Here is a 17,349-nt window from a genome sequence, read left to right as displayed (position 1 = left end):
AGCATTCGAGGTGACTTGGGAAATACCTTAACTACCCAAAGGCAAATCGTAATTGTGCGCTATCTTCCTCTTCTTCTGAATGCAAATTAGAAACAGTTAAACCAAGTAAGCGGATTTTTCGTTTACCCGCTTCGGTTCCCTCTAATAGTTCATGTCCAAATTGGATAATTGTAGATTTTGATTCGATTGAATTCTTGAAGCTAATGCTACGTGTAATGGATTCAAAATCATCGTATTTTACTTTTAGTGTAAGAGTTTTGCCTTTAGTCCCTGCTTTTTCAATTCTATCCCAGAGCACATCGGCAATATCATCTAACTCTGTAAATATGGAAGACCTGTCCATAATATCTACTGCAAAGGTATTTTCTGCACCAATAGATTTTCTTGTGCGGTAAGGCTCAACTTCTCTAAAATCATTTCCTCTTACAATGTTATAATAAAAAGAGCCTGACTTTCCAAAATGACGAATGAGTTCACTTTGGGTAAATTGCTTTAAGTCCTTGCCTGTTTTAATTCCAAAAGAAAGCATTTTCTTTTCCGTTGCTTCCCCAATTCCATAAAACTTACCAATAGCCAATTCTTCCAAGAATCTTTCCGCTTCGTCGGGAGTAATCACTGTTAGCCCATTTGGTTTGTTCATTCCAGAGGCAATCTTTGCAATAAATTTAATTGCTGCCACACCGGCTGAGGAAGTAAGATTGGTAACTTCAAGAATTCGTTTCTTGATTTCTTTCGCTACATGGGTCGCACTTGCGATAGCTTTTTTGTTATCGGTTACGTCTAGGTAAGCCTCATCTAAAGAAAGAGGCTCTACTAAATCCGTGAATTCATGAAAGACGTTATTAATTTGACGGGATACTTCTTTATAAACAGAAAATCGAGGGAACACAAATACAGCATGTGGACAAAGTCGCTTAGCCTTAGATGTAGGCATAGCAGAATGAATTCCAAATTTGCGAGCTTCATAGCTTGCGGTGCATACTACAGAGCGACTATCCGGGTCTCCACCGACTACTACTGGTTTGCCTCTATACTCTGGAAAATCTCTTTGCTCCACACTTGCATAGAATGCATCCATATCTATGTGAATTATTTTACGTAGCCGCATACATCACCTACGTCTTCTCATGCTGAGTAAAATTCTTCAAGATTTCCACCAATGGACACAGAGGGCACTGATAAAAAATACGATAGGCTTATATCCATTATCGTATCTTCTATCGTTCTTTTATCGGTGTTCATCGGAGGTAATCAGTTTCTTATTTTATTGAGTGATGGTTTATTTCTCGACTAATTTCTTAAGGTTCATAAGGCCTTTTTCGAAATCAGGTCCGACCATTCCATCTAAAAAAGGTCCAAACAACCTTCCAACCGGATAATCAAGCTTACCCTCATTTGACCAAGTAACTTTGGTTCCAGTCGGTGTAGAAATAAATGAAAGGGTAGCAACAGACTCCATACTGTTTGGTTCGGTGAAAATTAGACTAGAGGCAACTGATTTGTTTTCAGTTATGGAAATTACAGTTTGAATCCCTTTGCCATTTATTTTCCCATCCCATTCCATCTTGTGTCCAACCTGTCCGGGACTGCCAGATATTGTTACTTTTTGTCCTGGGTCTGTGCTTGACCAGTGACTCCAATCTTTCCACTTTGAAAAATCTGAAACAAATGGAAAGATTACTTCTGCGGGTTTAGCAATTTCAATCGAACGTTCAATTCGAAAACTTGGTTTCATAACAACCGGAACGAATAGTATCAGCGCCACCAGTCCTATCAGGACAAAAACAATTTTCTTAGCCATAAATTTTTCCTTTTTCCAATATCGCTTTCACTTTATCGGAGTAGTGTAGTATAACTACACGTATATGTGGTATATATTTTTGTCAACTCTGTTACGTTTTTTTCCTTTTCAAAGTAAGGTTTTTTTTGAAACTAGTCTTATGAAAAATTTACAATTAATTAGTTTAATCCTTTTTATTTTATTCAATGTGACCTGTGCAACATCTCCAACTGGAAGAAGTAGAATTCTTTTAGTGAAAGACCCAGAGATCAACAAAATGGGAGAAGATGCTTTTAAAGAAATCAAAGTAGCTACTCCTATTGAAACTGGCTCAAGAGAAAACACGTATGTCAAATGTATTGCGAACGCAATTCTCAAAGTCGTCGATGATGATACAGGTGTTAAATCATGGGAAGTAGTCGTGTTTAAGGATAACACTGCGAATGCGTTCGCTTTACCCGGCGGCAAAATCGGAGTGCATACTGGTATTTTGCCGGTAGCCAAGACAAGCGGTCAATTAGCCGCTGTTATGGGTCATGAAGTGGCACACGTTCTTGCCAGACATGGAGCAGAAAGAATTTCCGATTCCCAAATTATGAATAAGGGAATGGGTGCAGTTGGAGCGGCTTCTGGCAATAACACAGCCGTAATGGGTGCGATAGGCGCCGGAGCTAAGTTTGGAGTAATGCTCCCATTTTCACGAAAACATGAAAGTGAAGCTGATATCCTTGGTTTAGAGTATATGGCAAAAGCAGGTTTCGATCCAAAAGAAAGCATCGAGCTTTGGAAAAACATGAATGCTATGGGTGGTTCAAAGCCAATGGAGATAATGTCAACTCACCCATCCGATGAAACTCGCATGAAACAACTAAACGAAAAACTTCCAGATGCAGACAAGCTTTACAAAGAAGCTATTGCAAATGGAAAAAATCCAGGCTGTAGTTTGTGATTAATTCCAATTAGCCGGGAATAGCCATCAAAGAATTTGTATAAAATCTTCGATGGCTGTAAAACTATTCTTTAAATCAAATCAATTTTCTTTCTTTTCTTTTAAAGCCTCGGCGATTGCTGCTTTAAAATTTGCAATTGCGCGATGGTGATCGGCTAACGCATCTATCTCCCGTATCGCAGCTTCGCCTGTTGTCTGCTCTCGAATATTAACAACGAGTAGAGTTCCTTCTCCCATTACATACCGAATTCGCTCAGCCTCTTCCAACTTCTTTGCTAATAAGTATTCCTTTTGTGCGAGGATTGCTCTTTGTCTAGTGACATTGACAGTAGAAAATGTATTACGGATATCAGCCGTTATCCGGTCTTTAAAAAACTTTTCTTGCTTTGCCAACTTTTCATTCTTCGCAACGGCACCGTCTAATTTTCCTTGCTGTGTTCTTGTTCGAAGAGGCACATTCAACACAATGGCAGCTTCTATTTCTGGTCTACTTCGAGTGGGGCTTCCCGTTCCTAAATCCTGTGAGGCAGCAATAACAATGTCAATTCCAGGACCCATTTGATTTTTTGCTAAGTCTTGATCGATTTGATTTTGATCTCTTTGTGCTTTAAATCTTTGTAATTCAGGTCTTCTCTCAAGCGCCAATTCAACTTCTTTATCTAGATTGGTATCTCTGATTTCTTCAAACAAAGAAAATACTGATTCAGGAATTTCTTCAACCTTAGGTTGACGTTGTTTCCCAGTTTCGTCAGTTAAATAAATGGAAAGTTCATTCGCAGCAATCTCTAAGCTTTGCTCTGACCCAATCAAAAAAGATTCCCTTTGAAGGAGCACACGTTCGTTATCCTCCTTCTCAATAGGAGGTAAATCACCAGCCTTAACTCTTTTGATGATTTGTTTCTCTCTTTCCATTGCAATATCATATAAATTCTTTGCGGTAGAATAACGTCTGGCCGCTGCAATCCAATCCCAATAGCGAAGAGTTGCATTGCGGATAATTTCTATTCTCTGCTGTGATACAGAAAGATCAGCGATCTTAATTCCTATTTCTGCTTGCTTTAATGCGGCACGATTTTTATCTATGGACCGATCTCTCCACAAAGGAACACGTGCACCGGCTCTAATTTCGCCCAAAGAGTTAGTAGCTAACTTTCCATCATAAGGAGCAAAGGAACCTCTACCTAAACGATATCCTCCAAAAAAGGACATCCCATTGTATGTAGTTGGTTGATCTACTAGCATATCCATTCTATTATTTGCATAATATCCCGTAGGCGCAGTAGTGGCATTTGCCTTAATACTTCCGTCAAAGGCACCCTTGGCGCTGAGTAATTCACTTTCAGCAATATCCATATCTTGAAAGGCAGCCAATAGTAGGGAGAAATTCTTGTTTACCCCTTCAATCAGTTTTTCGAGGGTTAACGGTTTTTCTTTGTTTTGCGCTACTTGCGAAGGTGTAGCCTTAACGATTTCATTTCGTGCGTATATTTTTTCTTTTTTGAGTTTAGTTAATTCTGAGCCTTCTAAGTTTACCCAAAAGAAAAGTAGAGTCGTTAAAAAAAATCTAAGTTGCATTATTTTTTTGAATCCTTTTTGTCTTTGGATTTGACTGCTGAATGAGATGGGTCATAAGGAAGGTCAGGAGGAAAATCATTAAATCGCCGCCACATTTCATACGCAAGAGAAACTTCATTTAAAAATATCCAGGCATGAGCTTGCACTCCTTGTTTTAGAAAAAGTCCAGAAGGCCAGTCTTCGGCGCGATCAGGCTTTAATAGAATTCGAAATTTACCTGTGCCATTATCAGTATTATCCACAAGTACAACTTTTGCACTAAATGTTCCTGCTGAAATTCCAGGCCAGCCGCTAAATTGAAGAGCAGGAAATCCCTGGAATTGAACTTGGGAACGTTGCCCTTCTACAATAAGTGGAATATCGTTTCCTTCGATCCAAATTTCAGCTGCCTTGTCAAAGCTATCTGGCATAAGTAAGACTAATGGATCACCGGACTTTACCATCTCTCCATCTTGTGAGACAATTAAACGCATAATAATTCCATCTCTCGGAGCGATCACACTTTGAGAATGTTGTCTTGCTAGTCTAGCGGATATTCGTGGTAATTCGGCTTTTGCATTGCTTAGCTCTGCCATAGTTGCGGCGTAGGATGCCCGTGCATCAGCAATAGAAGCACCGGCGTCTGTGCCTACTTTGAACTGATCTGATTTTAAAGCTATTTCTTCTGACTTTGCTGCGCTTAATGAAGCTTTGGCGCGATTTAAGTCAGTTAATGCTCGTGCTTCATCCATTTCTGCCATTTCTACTGCGCGAGTTGATGCAAGTCCGGAAATTGCCAAAGACTTTTGTCTTTTTAAATTTAAACTTGCAGTTTTGTATACAGCTTCTGCTGCTTCTACTGCATGAAGAGCTGCATCTACTCTGTCACCTGACATTCTGGTTCTAGATTTTGCCGCAGAGATTCCATTGTCCATAGATGCTTCCAGTGATCGAATTCTTGCTTTTAAAAGATTCTGCTCTTGATTCTACTGCGGCAATTCTTGATTCGACTGCAGATTTTTCTTCTTGTAATCTTTGTAAAAAATTAGGATCGTTATCCGCAATCTCTACTATACTATCTCCCTTCTTAACCAAAGCTCCTTCATTTACATGCCAATGCACAATTCTACCTTCAATGGGCGCTTCAATATATTGTTGACGATTTAAGGGAGTAAATGCTACTACTCTTCCCGTTCCAAAACTCGTCTGTTGCCAAGGGAGGATAAAAATCAAAATAAAAAAACTAGCAAACATGGCTAATATTAAGTAGGCGAGAATTCGAATAGAGGAATTGCTGGATATCAATCTTTCGAGAGAATAATCGCCGTTTGATCGATTCATAGTGATACCTGAAAAATCTTGACCTTTCATTCTTTTTCCTTTACTTTTTCGACTGTCTTGCCATCTTTTAGAGTATAGACTCTATCCGCAATCTTCAATACGTCAGGCGAGAATGATGCAATGACAAATGTAGAGTATTTTTTATATTCCTGTATGAGTGGTAAAATTATGGAGAGTGATTCCTTACTCAAATAATTCAGAAGGTCATCAATCAATACTAATCCAGGTTTAGAAAGAAAACATCGGGCAAAAGTAAGAAGTGCTAATTCTTCTTTGATTAAAGGATAACCATTTCGGTAAATCTCAGAGTGAATTCCATTCGGAAATTTTTGAATTCGATTCATAAGTCCCACTTTCTCAAGTATATCTCTAATGTCAGAAGAATCCGAATCCATTTTCGCCAATTTGACATTATCCGCTATAGAGCCACTAAATATTTCTAAGTCGCGTAATAGTGATACATGATTTCTCCACTCAGCAATCGAAATATCTTGGAGATGAAAGTTATTTACTTCGACCGCCCCATGTGTTGTTGGACTTAAACCAAAAAGTAAATCTAAAAGTGCTGGTGAACTCCTCATTGCGTCATCTTTAATAACTACGATTTCTCCCTTTCTTGCTTCAATATTTAATCCTGAAAAACTCACTTCCCCAGACTTTGTTGCTAGTTTTTGAATGCTAACTGAAATTGGAACTTCTTTGGGAAATAACACTGATTCAGATCCGCTTATTTCTTCAGAAAAATCAAGCAGATGATTGATCTTATCCACAGAAGCGCATAAGTCATAGTAGCTTTCCAAATACTTAGAAAATTTACTTAGATTATCTAGGATTTTTGCTACAATGATTTCAGAGGCAACCAATTGACCGAGAGTAATTTTTCCACCAATTACCAGCCATCCACCTATACCCAGTAAAAGTCCGCTTCCAAATGCCTGCAGTGTAACAAATCCAATCATTTGTCGGATCAAGGCTTTAAAGTGCTTTCTTCTAGACTGAACATATTCACGGGCTAGGTTTTCGGTTCGTAGGTTTGCAAATATATGAGCCTTCTCTGATCTAAAAACTGTTTTGTGAAGATTCATTTCTTCTAACCAAGAGGCTAATTTGTGTTTGCTCTTAGATTCTTTAATACTCGTCTCCACTCCAACTTTTCCGATTAAATAGAAAATAATTCCTATCACAACTACGATAACGAGTATATCAAAAATAATAAAAATCGGATGATAGACAACTAAGACAAGTAGCCCAATGATAGTCTGTAGAAAAATTCCAAGACCATCTGTAATCAGCACACTTGCACTTTTTTGAATAATGGCAATATCTAAAAAGTAATTGGGAATTTCTGAGCCATAGTATTTTTGTAACTCGGAATGCTTTGCACGAGGAATAAGATTTGTGACTTTAGCCGCTAGCCTTACAAAAAGTCTTTGCTGAATTACCTCAGCTATATAGCTTTGCAAAACATTCATTATCCCCACAAAGCAAAGAGCGATGATGACTAAAAGTGTTAGCACCAAGACCGGTTGAAATAAAGTTCCAAAATTTAGTATTGTGACAAGTGATTGAACGCCAACTGGTATTGTAAGAGAAAGAAGTCCTATCGCAACAGAGTAAATTGCAATTGCCCAAATATCTTTTTTTTCAATTTGAATAAACTGAAAGATTGTTTGCATGTAATTTTGATGGCTGGGATGCTGATTTCCTGCTAGAAAAAAATTATGATCTAAAAAAATCCACTCGGGCAAATTACTATTATTCTCATTGGCTATGATTTGGGTAATTGTTTTTTTAAATATCCATTTTGTGTTGGAATTAGAGACTTCCAAAATATGAAGAAATGGTCCAAAGGAAGAAATAAGAATGACCCATCCATATTCAATAGTTTGAACTGCTACTGGCGAAGAGTGAGAAACTTTACTTAAAGCATCCTTAGCTGAGATTTGCCTTTTGGCAAAGTGAATTCCAAATTTTTTACCTAAAAAAAATAATTCTTCAAAAGAATCTCGCTCTTTAGATTCGGCTTGTTTTCTGCGAAAAATTTCTAGCTCGGATAGAGCATGAATTGAATCAAAATGAATTCCTAATATCTCTGTGAATTTTTCTAATAGTTTTATATAGTTATTTTCTTTGAATGGTTTGACTTCCATTAAAACACCTTTCTACTTGCTTTAGACAAGGAAAGTCATATAAGTCTCTAAAAATATCTGAATTTGATTTTTAATTAAATGGAATAATTTGAAAAATGCAAGATCATACTTTGCTTCTCAAGAAGCATTCAAAATGAAGTATTTGATTTTTTTTGTTGCCCTTTTAGGTGTCTTTCTAAGTATCGTAATATATTAGATTATTTTCTGCTATATTAAATTGTGCATGAAAGGTAGAACCTATGATAAAAATTGGAAATTTCCCGGAAGTAATAAATGAAAATGCTGCTCGTATTGTAGCCTTCTTTGTATTAGTCTTAAGCCTCTCTGCTATTTACACAAACTCTTTGATACTAGTTGCTATCTTACTTTATGGGTTTACTGCAAGGGTTTTATACGGTCCAAAATTTGAACCTTTCGCAAGATTTGCCTTGCATGTAGTGATTCCTTTATTTAAAATCGAAAATACTCCAACACCAGGAATTCCAAAACGATTTGCTCAGTTGATTGGTTTTTTATTTAGCCTAACAGCCTTTATCCTCTTATATCTAGGCTACAACTTTGAGTTTACAATTACTCTATCAATACTTTCCTTCTTTGCCTCCTTAGAATCCTTTCTTGGATTTTGTGCAGGGTGTTATGTTTTTGGATATCTCATGAAATGGGGCGTAGTCCCAAACGATGTGTGCGAGAGGTGTAGCAATATTAGCTACCACATCTAGACAAATTGATCGGATTTTCCTTGCTGTTGTCATCCCCGAGTTCTTTTGTCGGGGATCTCAAGAATAACAGATTCCCGACTAAAAACGAAACTCAATGTTGCTCCTTGGGTCGCAACATAATGGGAATGACAACTTGAATTAGTATTTTTCATCTTGTTGAATTCCACTCTTCAGTAATTCCTCGGCAAGCAAAATTACAATTTCTATTTGTGTTCGGTTTTCATTTTGTGTATAAAATTCTCTTGGGTCAGTATAACCAAGAGCGCGCACAGCACTCTCTATAGCCAGTTTTCTCTTCTCTGGATACCCGGAAAACAAATAGTGAATTAAATTTACGCCATTGACGGTATAACCATTGTATACCGCCCAATCAAACCATTTTGTAAAAGATGTGCCATTGTCCGCATTCGTTAGTTTCTTGAGCGATTCGGCTATTTTAATTTTGCGATTATCAAATTCTGCTTTTGTTTGCAATAACGGAAGACCTTTTGCTAAGGCTGTAGTTCCTAAACTCATAATTCCGGTTAATACGTCTAATCCGCTTAGTTTCTCATACAGAAACTCTTCATTTAAAGCAGGAATTAAATAAGGAATAATCTGAGTTGTATCGTATACAGTGAGCGCATAACTTGCATTACTCCTTGTAATTTGAGATTGAGATTTCTTGCTGACCCTGCAAAGCTCTTCTCTAATTTCATCTGACTTTACATTTTCAAATATAATAATGGAAGGGGCAACAACGATCTCATTTGCTTTTTGGAGAATGAATAAGTAAACTTCTTTTTTTGCAACTTCAGTTCCCCAAAGCATAGCAGCTTTAACAGCGAGTATCCGTTCTTCATTCGGAGCATTTGCATTGAATATTATCTTTTGAAATATTTCATAATCTTCTTTTCTACCTCTATCAACCACATAAAGCAAAGAGTATATACGTAACTGCTTGTCATCCAACTGACCCTTAATAAAGCTAGAATCCACTTTGTAGTCTTGCATGTATTTTTTAAAACTAAACGTTCTGTCTTCGGATGATTTGTTTACGATCACATCTTTTAAAAACTTTTCACCGGATTGATTTTTTGAATAACTAATGAGATCAATCAGCATTTCTCTATCTTCTTTATCCAGTCCTTTATTGTAGAGCTTGATGACTACATCTACATATTTCTGAATGTCCTTTTTAATTTCCACAATCGCTTTCTCTCGAAGCATTGGATCTTTAAGAGTCTTCCAAAGAGCTGATTCCGTGATACTTTTGTCAAAGAATCCAGAAAACATACTGTCCGAAAAAATTGGCGACGATAAAAGGACAATTAGCAGAAGGCATTTGAAGACATTCTTATTTTTTTTCATATTGGTGATTCCAAAAATAAATTCTTTAAGTCTATTATAAAGTGACTCGTGTATTCAATACTAGTTAAATGAATAAAGCAAATCGAAATCTTTTAAAATTCAATTCTTTGAGCATGAACTCCTGACTTTTATCAAGCTGCAAGTAATTTTTCTATGGTTTATTTTTCTTGACCAATTGAGGCATTGTTATTATGGTTTATCATCTTTTTTAAATCGTTTATGGAAATGGCTAAATTTCGAATGAAATCTATTTTTATTGCAATAGTAACCTTTCTAATCACTGCTAGCATGTGTTCACAGAGTCTAGAAATGGACAACCGAAACCAAATCTATGATTTAACGGGGCAGTGGAAATTTATTCCTTTGGATAATTCCGATTATTCACAGCCAGAGATAGATGATTCCCAGTGGAAAAAGATTTCTATTCCGGGACTTTGGCGTCAACAGAAACTTGCAGATACAAAAACAGGATGGTATAGGAAACAGCTTTTTATTAGAGATACATGGTTAGAAAGAAATATTTCTATTCTAACTCCTTCTTTCATCGACGCACATGAATTTTATTTTAATGGAATCAAAATAGGTAGCGAAGGTCAAATTGATTCTAGCGGCAACTGCGTAGTAAACAATAGCAGAAATAGTATTCATCATATTCCTATATCTCTAATTAGAATAAACGAGAAGAATACAATTGCGATTCGGGTTTGCAATTTTGCTGGATTTGCTGGTTCAACTGGTAGCATGTATATTGGAGAGAAACAATTTATAAAACGAAAATTCTATACGACTACAATTTGGAATATTTCTATTGGATTAGTTTTTCTTTTTGTGTCTATCTACCATTTAATTTTATTTATTGGAACCAAAAAAGAGTTAGGTTATTTTTATTTCTCGATTGCTTGTTTTTTTGCTGCAACGCAAACACTCGGCTATTATCGATTTACCTATTGGATTTACGATTCTTATTGGTTTCATTTTTATTTTTTCAACTCAGGGTTTGGAATCATGCCAATGTTCCTAGCTTTATTTGTCTTTTCTTTTTTTGAATATAGAACCCCAACTTGGATTCGAATTCTGAATGGTTTTGTTTCTATTTTCTTTTTAGTATTTCTACTATCTGGATTTTCTCTTTCTATTTTTAGATTCTATTCTGGATTCGGACAACCACTTATGATTTTAACAGGAATTCCATTTGGAATTTCTCTCATCTATACAATACTGCGAGCGATGAAAGAAAAAAAAGATGGCTCAAAAGTGATTGCTATCGGCTTAATGATATTGTTCGCAGCTTTTTGTATAGGTATTTTGATTTATTTTAATTTTATCAATGTAATAAACCTTCTCCCTGAATCATTTCTAATTTTCATTTTATGCATAACGATTGCACTTTCAGCAAAGTTTTATGCTATCAACGATCAACTCCTCCTTATGCAGAGAAATCACTCTTCTGAATTAGAAAGAAAAATTAAAGAGCGGACTCTTGATTTAGAAGAAGCAAAGAAGACGGCAGAGATTGAAACTGGTATTGCATGGATTGCACAAAGAGAATCGCAGGCAGAGAAAGAGAAAACGGAAAGACTTTTGAAAGAAGTTCAAAAGGATATGTTGACCGCACAAAAAATTCAACAAAATATTCTCCCGCATAATTTAGATCGAATCAAGAAATTGAAAATTTCAACTCTTTATAAACCAGTCACTAGTGTCGGTGGAGATTTTTATGACATAGAGGAAATAAAGCCAGGACTCGTTCGTGCCTTTATTGCTGATGCAACAGGTCATGGTGTGCAAGCAGCACTGATTACAATGGCAATCAAAAGCGAATATGAGAGCGTCAAAGACCTATTAAACTCTCCCGCTCGAATTTTAAAATTTCTGAATGATAACTTTTCGAATAAATATAAATCACTTCATATTTATTTCACTGCTTTTATTATTGATATAGATACAATCTATGACAAAATAACTTACTCTTCAGCGGGGCATATTCCTCAAATTCTAATCAATGAAAATAATGTCCAAACACTTACCCATAGAGGAAATATTATTGGAATGATCCCAGATGTGGAATACGATGAAGAAGAAAGAGAATTTAGTTCGGGGAGATTATTTCTATTTACTGATGGAATCGAAGAGGAGTTCAACGAAGACCAAGAACAATTTGGAGAGGAAAGGGTTATTCAAATTCTAGAACAAGAAAAAGATAAGCCACTTGAAAGTTCTATAGAGACTCTTTACAATTCAATGAACAAATTCATAGATACGGCAAGAGTCAGGGATGATATAACGGTTATTGGAATTGAATACAGAGGCTAGATTAAAGCCATAGCACCCATGACTTGTTTTCGGGAATAAAGCCCTCTCCTTTTTTTAATGCCTCCCATACTCGCAGCATTGACCCAATGTATTTTTCTGTTTCGCGATTAATAGGAATCGAATCATATTTAGGGTTTGATTCTAATTTCATAACAGCAAACCGACCTGCGTTATAAGCAGCACTCGCTAGAATCATACTCTCATACTCAGAATGTTTTCTTTTAACAAAAAAATGATACTCTGCGGCTAATTGTCGTATACCTTCTTTTATATTCCATTCGGGATCAAATCTTCTATCCAACTTATATAATTCTTCTGGATTTGATTTGTTCATGGAATAGATATTTTGTAACTCAGCTTGATAAATCCGTCCCCATTCTTCGGCGGTTTTCTCTCTGTAAATTCTCTGCCCTTTCTTGTCTCTTTTCTGCTTTCTTGCGGTCATATAATTTGTAAATGTAGGACTGATGTATGAACCGGTTCTGGGCATAAGCTGCATTAGCCCCACGGCTCCCGAAAGAGAAACAAGATGATCTGCATAGTGAGATTCTTTGATGATGATTGCCTTTGCAAACATCCAATCGATTCTTTCTTTACTTGAAACTTGTTGAACTAGTTCTTGAAATTTTTCCTCGTTCGGATAATAGTATTTAGATTTTTCGATTAACTTAGTAGTTCGATTGTCAAGACAACTAACGATAAAGAGGATTACTAAAAGAAAATTTTTTTTATTCTGCATCTCTAATGTTACATATTTAAACCTTATTTAGATGAAAAGGATTTTTTAGGAGTGGTGACAAAAGATTGAATTGTAAATCTAGAAGGATTGATTTTATCTATTAGCTTCGAATCAATCGGCGTAGGCTCGTTCGCGAGCATAGATGCAATGACGTTAGCTGCAAGATAAGAGCTGAGTATTCCTTTAGAACCATGCGCACACGACACATAAAGTCCAGGCAAATACTTTCCATTCGGATAATCTTTAAACATGTTCGCTTTCCATAAATCCGAATAATCATTTTCAAATTCAGTCCTATCAGGAATAGGTCCAACCATTGGCAGATGATCAGAACTCATAGCACGAAAACCAACTCTTCCCAGCATACTTCTGCCATCTTCAGGATTTATTTTTGGAAAGAGTGTCTTTAGTTTTTGGAGCATATGAATATTATCTTCAATATTCAAATCAAGAGAGGAATCAAAGGGATCAAAAGTAGAGCCTATAATATGTATACCATTGACATTTGGAACTATATAGCCATCTTCATGCAATAGAACTGAATCAAGCTTTTCAGGAAATTTCTGCGACGGATAATAAAGAATTTGCCCTCTCACCTTTTTTATTTTATCCAACCCCTCTACAAAATCCTTCGCATCAAAAGAATTAGCAAAGATTACTGTATCTGACTCTAACACTTCTCCATTGGAAAACGTTAGTTTCCAATGAGTTCCCTCCCTTTGTATATTTAGAAGAGAAGTGGATAATATCAGTTTTACGCTTCCTCCTGCGAGTTTTAAATAAGTTTGAGACAATTGAAATGGACTTGCTGAGCCTGCTTTTGGAAAGAATATTCCTTTAAAAGGATAACCTTTGTCCGCAAGGATCGCTTCGCTGGAATCTATACTTAAATTCTCAATAGCTTTTGTTAAACGAATCATTTCCTCGTCCGAATTCGCTGTTTGAAAAACTCCAATTTGCCGAAATACTCCGTGCAATTGAGACTTGTGTATGGAAAGAAATTGAGCAAACTCTTTGTATGCCGCTGAATTCCACTCACTTAAGTCAGACGTTTCCCCTGATAAAAGAGGTGCAAACATTCCTTCTGGATTACCAGAAGCTCCTGATGAAATTTGAATTTCCCTTTCTATGATTGTAATCTTAAATCCTTTCTGAGATAATGCGAAGGCAAGAGAAGTTCCCGCAAGTCCTGCTCCGATTATGACTACTTCTTTGCTCTCCGAAGTAAATCTTGGAATTCGAAACCAGGGTCTAAAAGATATGGTTTGTTGAATAATTGGAATTATCCCCTTTAGCATATGCTTCTTATTTCCAAAACCTGTTACTTTTTCTATTTGAAAACCTGCTTCAGTCAGTCCTTCTCGAACAAATCCCGCTGTTGTATATGTAGAAAGGCTAGCTCCTTTCTTCGAATTCTTTTTCATAAAAGAAAATATTTCTTTTGTCCACATTTCTGGATTCTTAGATGGAGAAAAACCATCCAAAAACCAAGCATCTATTTTAGCATGAAACGATTGAATAACATCAGCAATATCACCAATGATTAGGATTAAATCAAAGTTTTCTCCTTCAAAGGATAATTGATTGTAACCGCTCGAAATATTTTTATAAAAAGGTAAGAAGTCTTCGGATAAATCCTGAATCTCTTTTTCTTTTTTCATAACTGATTCCATTAATTGAAATGGAATTGGATATTTCTCAACGGCAAAGTATTGAATGCGTCCGGTAGTTGGTTGGTTTTGATTTTTCTTTCTAGTAAGAAAGAAGTTCAATCCAGCACCAAAGCCAAACTCGAAGATACAAAAGGATTTTTTCTGATTGAAGCGATTGCTTAGATTGTTGCCATCAAAGAATACATATTCCTTTTCTTTTAGTCCGCCTTGGGCTGACCAGTAGATGTCGTTAAATTGATTGGAATAAAGCGTGTTGGAATCGTACCAAGAAAATGCAGATTCGATTAGTAGATATCTCCGATTAGTCCCTCATCGAGCATCGAAATCATTTTTTTAGTTTTCATTTCATACAGACGAGAAAGATCATCTTCGTTATTTAGTTCTTTGTATTGAAAAAACTCGTCTGCAATATTAAGCGCTGCAAGAATTGCTAGTTTCTGTGCGCTTGCTCCTGGCAAAGATCCGGACAACTCGCGCATTTTACTGTCTATGAATTTTGCTAAGCGTTGTACATACTCCGGATCAGTCTCTCCGGAAATAGAATAGGACGATCCGAATATGGTAACTTCGGTACGTGTAATTGGCTGGGCCATTTTAAACTACTTTACTTCTTCCTCAATTATAAGGAAGTCATCATCATCGTCAGAATCAAAAACATTGATAGAATCATCGTCTGTCTCATCAATTATAATGTCATCTGAGTCATCAATGAGAGAATTCTCATCACTTACAGGAGGAACAGGAGAATGAACGGGGACTTCTTCTCTTGTCTCAACTACAGGCTCTGAATGAACTTCTGCAACTGGCTCAGGAGTAGAGGATACAGAGGCAGCCTCTGTAATCTCATCTTCATCATCGTCTAGAAGGATTATTTCATCGTTGTCTTCTTCAAATTCAGAAGGATCATGATCTTCAACGCGCGTTGTAGGTGGAGGTGTTGTAGGAATCGGCTCTGGTGTTGGTGTTACTGAACTAGCTGATTGCACAGTAGAAGAGTCACTTGAAGATTTTGAAGAATCTACACTCTTGTAAGAGGATAGATTATCTAAGCGACTCATCATATCATGAATCTTGTTATCTAATTTCTTTTCTTTAGACTTAAACTCTTCTAATTCTTTTAGGGATTGAGCAAGCTGTTCACGAAGGGAAGCAATTTCTCGCTCTTTCTCTTCCATAGCAAGCTTCATCTGATCATTTTCGGATCGAAGAGTTTCATTATCAGACTCTAGACGATTATTTTCGGCTCTTAAGTCTGAAATCAGCTCAAGTGCCTTCATAATCTTTGTTTCTAGCTCTTCGATTGTTTCAAGTGAAATCATACGGAATCTCCTAAATTAGTTTCGGTCATATAATACTAAAAAGAAAGTAATTGCAACCAGAAAAAATAATTTTAAGCAGCAAGTTTAGTTTTTTCTACGATTGCAGCGAAAACTTCTTTGTCATTGTATGCAATATCGGCTAATGTCTTGCGATTCATTTCAATTCCGAGTTTTTTTAGAGATGCCATAAACTTAGAGTAAGATACACCATTTTCACGAGCAGCAGCATTAATTCTTGTAATCCAAAGAGATCTGAAATCTCTCTTCTTCGCTCTTCTATCTCTGTAAGCCCACTGGCCTGCTTTCATTACTGCACTTTTTGCAGTTCTATATAGCTTAGATCTTCCAGCGCGAAATCCTTTCGCAGCTTTTAATACTTTAACTCTTCTGTTTTTGTGGATTGTTCCGTTTTTTACTCTAGCCATTATTTTCCTCCATAAGGTAACAACTTAATTACACGTCCCATATCAGATTCATGCATAACTGTTGTTCCACCTAAATTACGTTTTCTTTTAGGTGATTTTCCAGAAAGCTTATGTCTAGCGTAACTGCTTGCTCTTTTAATCTTTCCATTCTTTGTAAATTTGAACCGTTTTGCAGCGGCTCTGTTTGTTTTCATCTTTGGCATTTGATTGTCCTAACTAAAATATTCCTTTATTTTGGGTTAATTAAAACCACAATTTGCTTACCATCATGGATTGGAGACTTCTCTGGCGTTCCATGCTCTTTTAAATCATCTATCATCTTTACAATTACATTCATTCCGAGTTCAGCATGGGCAAGTTCTCTACCCTTAAAGCGAAGGGTCACTTTCACTTTATCACCTTTAGTTAAAAACTCTAGGGCTTGTCGCTTCTTGATTTCATAGTCATGAATACCAATACGAGGACGAAGTTTTACTTCTTTAATCGTAATAACATGCTGCTTTTTCTTAGCTTCTCTACTCTTCTTTAAAAGCTCAAAACGAAACTTTCCATAGTCAATAATTTTAACGACAGGAACGTCTTGACCTACGGAAACTTCAACGAGATCTAATCCTTCTTCTGCTGCTTTTTTTAGGGCACTTTCAAGTGTGACAACCTCAGACCCGGTATCGCTAACTAAGCGGACATTGGGACCTGAAATCTGTTCATTGATTTTAGGACTATTGATTTTATCGTTCGTTCTAATATTTGGCTTTTTATGCATTCATTCTCCGGACTAGTTTAACATCATTTTATCACTCGAAACAAATTCAAGAAATTTTTTATCTTGTACTGGAAATTGCAGTAGAAAATACAAAAACAAACAAAAGCAGAGACAGTCATTATGCTTTCTAAGCCATTCAATAAGATAATGATATCACAATATGGGTCAAGAAGGGCTCCTATCTTGGGCTTAGGGCAATCGGAAGCCCTTGAAGATGATTCTAGAATAAAAGCACCTTCACATCAAGCCTAGTAAGGGCAATGAAGTGTGGCTT

15 protein-coding genes and 1 pseudogene are annotated in these 17,349 nt (G+C 36.5%); 3 read left to right on the top strand and 13 right to left on the bottom strand.

What is annotated here, in order from left to right:
- Positions 1 to 31: 31 nt before the first annotated feature.
- Positions 32 to 1,108 (bottom strand): DNA polymerase IV, encoded by a 1,077-nt coding sequence (dinB, locus tag IPH52_02035; GenBank protein ID MBK7053821.1) that lies wholly within the window; start codon positions 1,106 to 1,108, stop codon positions 32 to 34.
- Between the two features lie 171 nt (positions 1,109 to 1,279).
- Positions 1,280 to 1,801, bottom strand: coding sequence for an SRPBCC family protein (locus tag IPH52_02030; GenBank protein MBK7053820.1), 522 nt, complete (start codon positions 1,799 to 1,801; stop codon positions 1,280 to 1,282).
- 139 nt (positions 1,802 to 1,940) lie between these two features.
- On the opposite strand from IPH52_02030, the gene IPH52_02025 reads away from it, so the two are divergent.
- Entirely contained in the window at positions 1,941 to 2,729 is a 789-nt protein-coding gene (locus IPH52_02025) for a M48 family metallopeptidase (GenBank protein MBK7053819.1), read from the top strand.
- Positions 2,730 to 2,810: 81 nt separating this feature from the next.
- On the opposite strand, the gene IPH52_02020 is transcribed toward IPH52_02025, so the two are convergent.
- From IPH52_02020 to IPH52_02010, 3 genes and pseudogenes are all read right to left on the bottom strand, one after another.
- Entirely contained in the window at positions 2,811 to 4,304 is a 1,494-nt protein-coding gene (locus tag IPH52_02020; protein MBK7053818.1) for a TolC family protein, read from the bottom strand.
- A pseudogene (locus tag IPH52_02015) lies at positions 4,304 to 5,537 on the bottom strand (HlyD family efflux transporter periplasmic adaptor subunit). The gene IPH52_02020 and the pseudogene IPH52_02015 overlap by 1 nt, the downstream one beginning before the upstream one ends.
- A 113-nt stretch (positions 5,538 to 5,650) precedes the next feature.
- Positions 5,651 to 7,774: an ABC transporter ATP-binding protein gene (locus IPH52_02010; GenBank protein ID MBK7053817.1), complete on the bottom strand. Its 2,124-nt coding sequence runs from the start codon at positions 7,772 to 7,774 to the stop codon at positions 5,651 to 5,653.
- Positions 7,775 to 8,013: 239 nt separating this feature from the next.
- On the opposite strand from IPH52_02010, the gene IPH52_02005 reads away from it, so the two are divergent.
- Positions 8,014 to 8,493, top strand: coding sequence for a DUF4395 domain-containing protein (locus IPH52_02005; GenBank protein ID MBK7053816.1), 480 nt, complete (start codon positions 8,014 to 8,016; stop codon positions 8,491 to 8,493).
- Between the two features lie 138 nt (positions 8,494 to 8,631).
- Here IPH52_02005 and IPH52_02000 read toward each other — a convergent pair whose 3' ends face one another.
- The gene (locus IPH52_02000; protein MBK7053815.1) at positions 8,632 to 9,843 is read right to left on the bottom strand and encodes a hypothetical protein; all 1,212 of its coding nucleotides are present in this window, start codon (positions 9,841 to 9,843) and stop codon (positions 8,632 to 8,634) included.
- Positions 9,844 to 10,083: 240 nt separating this feature from the next.
- Here IPH52_02000 and IPH52_01995 point away from each other — a divergent pair, with 240 nt between their 5' ends.
- Positions 10,084 to 12,156: a SpoIIE family protein phosphatase gene (locus IPH52_01995; GenBank protein MBK7053814.1), complete on the top strand. Its 2,073-nt coding sequence runs from the start codon at positions 10,084 to 10,086 to the stop codon at positions 12,154 to 12,156.
- A gap of 1 nt (position 12,157) precedes the next feature.
- Here IPH52_01995 and IPH52_01990 read toward each other — a convergent pair whose 3' ends face one another.
- From IPH52_01990 to IPH52_01960, 7 genes are all read right to left on the bottom strand, one after another.
- A complete protein-coding gene (locus IPH52_01990) occupies positions 12,158 to 12,895 on the bottom strand; it encodes a transglycosylase SLT domain-containing protein (GenBank protein MBK7053813.1) in 738 nt (245 codons plus the stop codon).
- Between the two features lie 23 nt (positions 12,896 to 12,918).
- On the bottom strand, positions 12,919 to 14,853 hold the full coding sequence (gene mnmC, locus IPH52_01985) for a bifunctional tRNA (5-methylaminomethyl-2-thiouridine)(34)-methyltransferase MnmD/FAD-dependent 5-carboxymethylaminomethyl-2-thiouridine(34) oxidoreductase MnmC (protein MBK7053812.1): 1,935 nt from the start codon (positions 14,851 to 14,853) through the stop codon (positions 12,919 to 12,921).
- Entirely contained in the window at positions 14,853 to 15,161 is a 309-nt protein-coding gene (locus tag IPH52_01980; protein MBK7053811.1) for a cell division protein ZapA, read from the bottom strand. The genes mnmC and IPH52_01980 overlap by 1 nt, the downstream gene beginning before the upstream one ends.
- 6 nt (positions 15,162 to 15,167) lie before the next feature.
- Positions 15,168 to 15,887: a hypothetical protein gene (locus IPH52_01975; GenBank protein ID MBK7053810.1), complete on the bottom strand. Its 720-nt coding sequence runs from the start codon at positions 15,885 to 15,887 to the stop codon at positions 15,168 to 15,170.
- 71 nt (positions 15,888 to 15,958) lie between these two features.
- On the bottom strand, positions 15,959 to 16,312 hold the full coding sequence (gene rplT / locus IPH52_01970) for a 50S ribosomal protein L20 (protein ID MBK7053809.1): 354 nt from the start codon (positions 16,310 to 16,312) through the stop codon (positions 15,959 to 15,961).
- Complete coding sequence (gene rpmI / locus IPH52_01965; GenBank protein MBK7053808.1) at positions 16,312 to 16,515, bottom strand: 50S ribosomal protein L35; 204 nt, start codon at positions 16,513 to 16,515, stop codon at positions 16,312 to 16,314. Before rpmI ends, rplT begins: the two co-directional genes overlap by 1 nt.
- A gap of 26 nt (positions 16,516 to 16,541) precedes the next feature.
- The gene (locus IPH52_01960; GenBank protein MBK7053807.1) at positions 16,542 to 17,075 is read right to left on the bottom strand and encodes a translation initiation factor IF-3; all 534 of its coding nucleotides are present in this window, start codon (positions 17,073 to 17,075) and stop codon (positions 16,542 to 16,544) included.
- Between the last annotated feature and the right edge of the window lie 274 nt (positions 17,076 to 17,349).

Source organism: Leptospiraceae bacterium, from assembly GCA_016708435.1.
In the GTDB taxonomy this organism is placed as follows: Bacteria; Spirochaetota; Leptospiria; order Leptospirales; family Leptospiraceae; genus UBA2033.
The sequence above is the reverse complement of the archived record's forward strand: the minus strand, read 5'-3'. Positions and strand labels throughout refer to the sequence as shown.

What these genes read in the sequence shown, in the direction of transcription:
- dinB (MBK7053821.1), bottom strand. Translation starts at nt 1,108, where the DNA reads ATGCGGCTACGTAAAATAATTCACATAGATATGGATGCATTCTATGCA.
- IPH52_02030 (MBK7053820.1), bottom strand. Translation starts at nt 1,801, where the DNA reads ATGGCTAAGAAAATTGTTTTTGTCCTGATAGGACTGGTGGCGCTGATA.
- IPH52_02025 (MBK7053819.1), top strand. Translation starts at nt 1,941, where the DNA reads ATGAAAAATTTACAATTAATTAGTTTAATCCTTTTTATTTTATTCAAT.
- IPH52_02020 (MBK7053818.1), bottom strand. Translation starts at nt 4,304, where the DNA reads ATGCAACTTAGATTTTTTTTAACGACTCTACTTTTCTTTTGGGTAAAC.
- IPH52_02010 (MBK7053817.1), bottom strand. Translation starts at nt 7,774, where the DNA reads ATGGAAGTCAAACCATTCAAAGAAAATAACTATATAAAACTATTAGAA.
- IPH52_02005 (MBK7053816.1), top strand. Translation starts at nt 8,014, where the DNA reads ATGATAAAAATTGGAAATTTCCCGGAAGTAATAAATGAAAATGCTGCT.
- IPH52_02000 (MBK7053815.1), bottom strand. Translation starts at nt 9,843, where the DNA reads ATGAAAAAAAATAAGAATGTCTTCAAATGCCTTCTGCTAATTGTCCTT.
- IPH52_01995 (MBK7053814.1), top strand. Translation starts at nt 10,084, where the DNA reads ATGAAATCTATTTTTATTGCAATAGTAACCTTTCTAATCACTGCTAGC.
- IPH52_01990 (MBK7053813.1), bottom strand. Translation starts at nt 12,895, where the DNA reads ATGCAGAATAAAAAAAATTTTCTTTTAGTAATCCTCTTTATCGTTAGT.
- IPH52_01980 (MBK7053811.1), bottom strand. Translation starts at nt 15,161, where the DNA reads ATGGCCCAGCCAATTACACGTACCGAAGTTACCATATTCGGATCGTCC.
- IPH52_01975 (MBK7053810.1), bottom strand. Translation starts at nt 15,887, where the DNA reads ATGATTTCACTTGAAACAATCGAAGAGCTAGAAACAAAGATTATGAAG.
- rplT (MBK7053809.1), bottom strand. Translation starts at nt 16,312, where the DNA reads ATGGCTAGAGTAAAAAACGGAACAATCCACAAAAACAGAAGAGTTAAA.
- rpmI (MBK7053808.1), bottom strand. Translation starts at nt 16,515, where the DNA reads ATGCCAAAGATGAAAACAAACAGAGCCGCTGCAAAACGGTTCAAATTT.
- IPH52_01960 (MBK7053807.1), bottom strand. Translation starts at nt 17,075, where the DNA reads ATGCATAAAAAGCCAAATATTAGAACGAACGATAAAATCAATAGTCCT.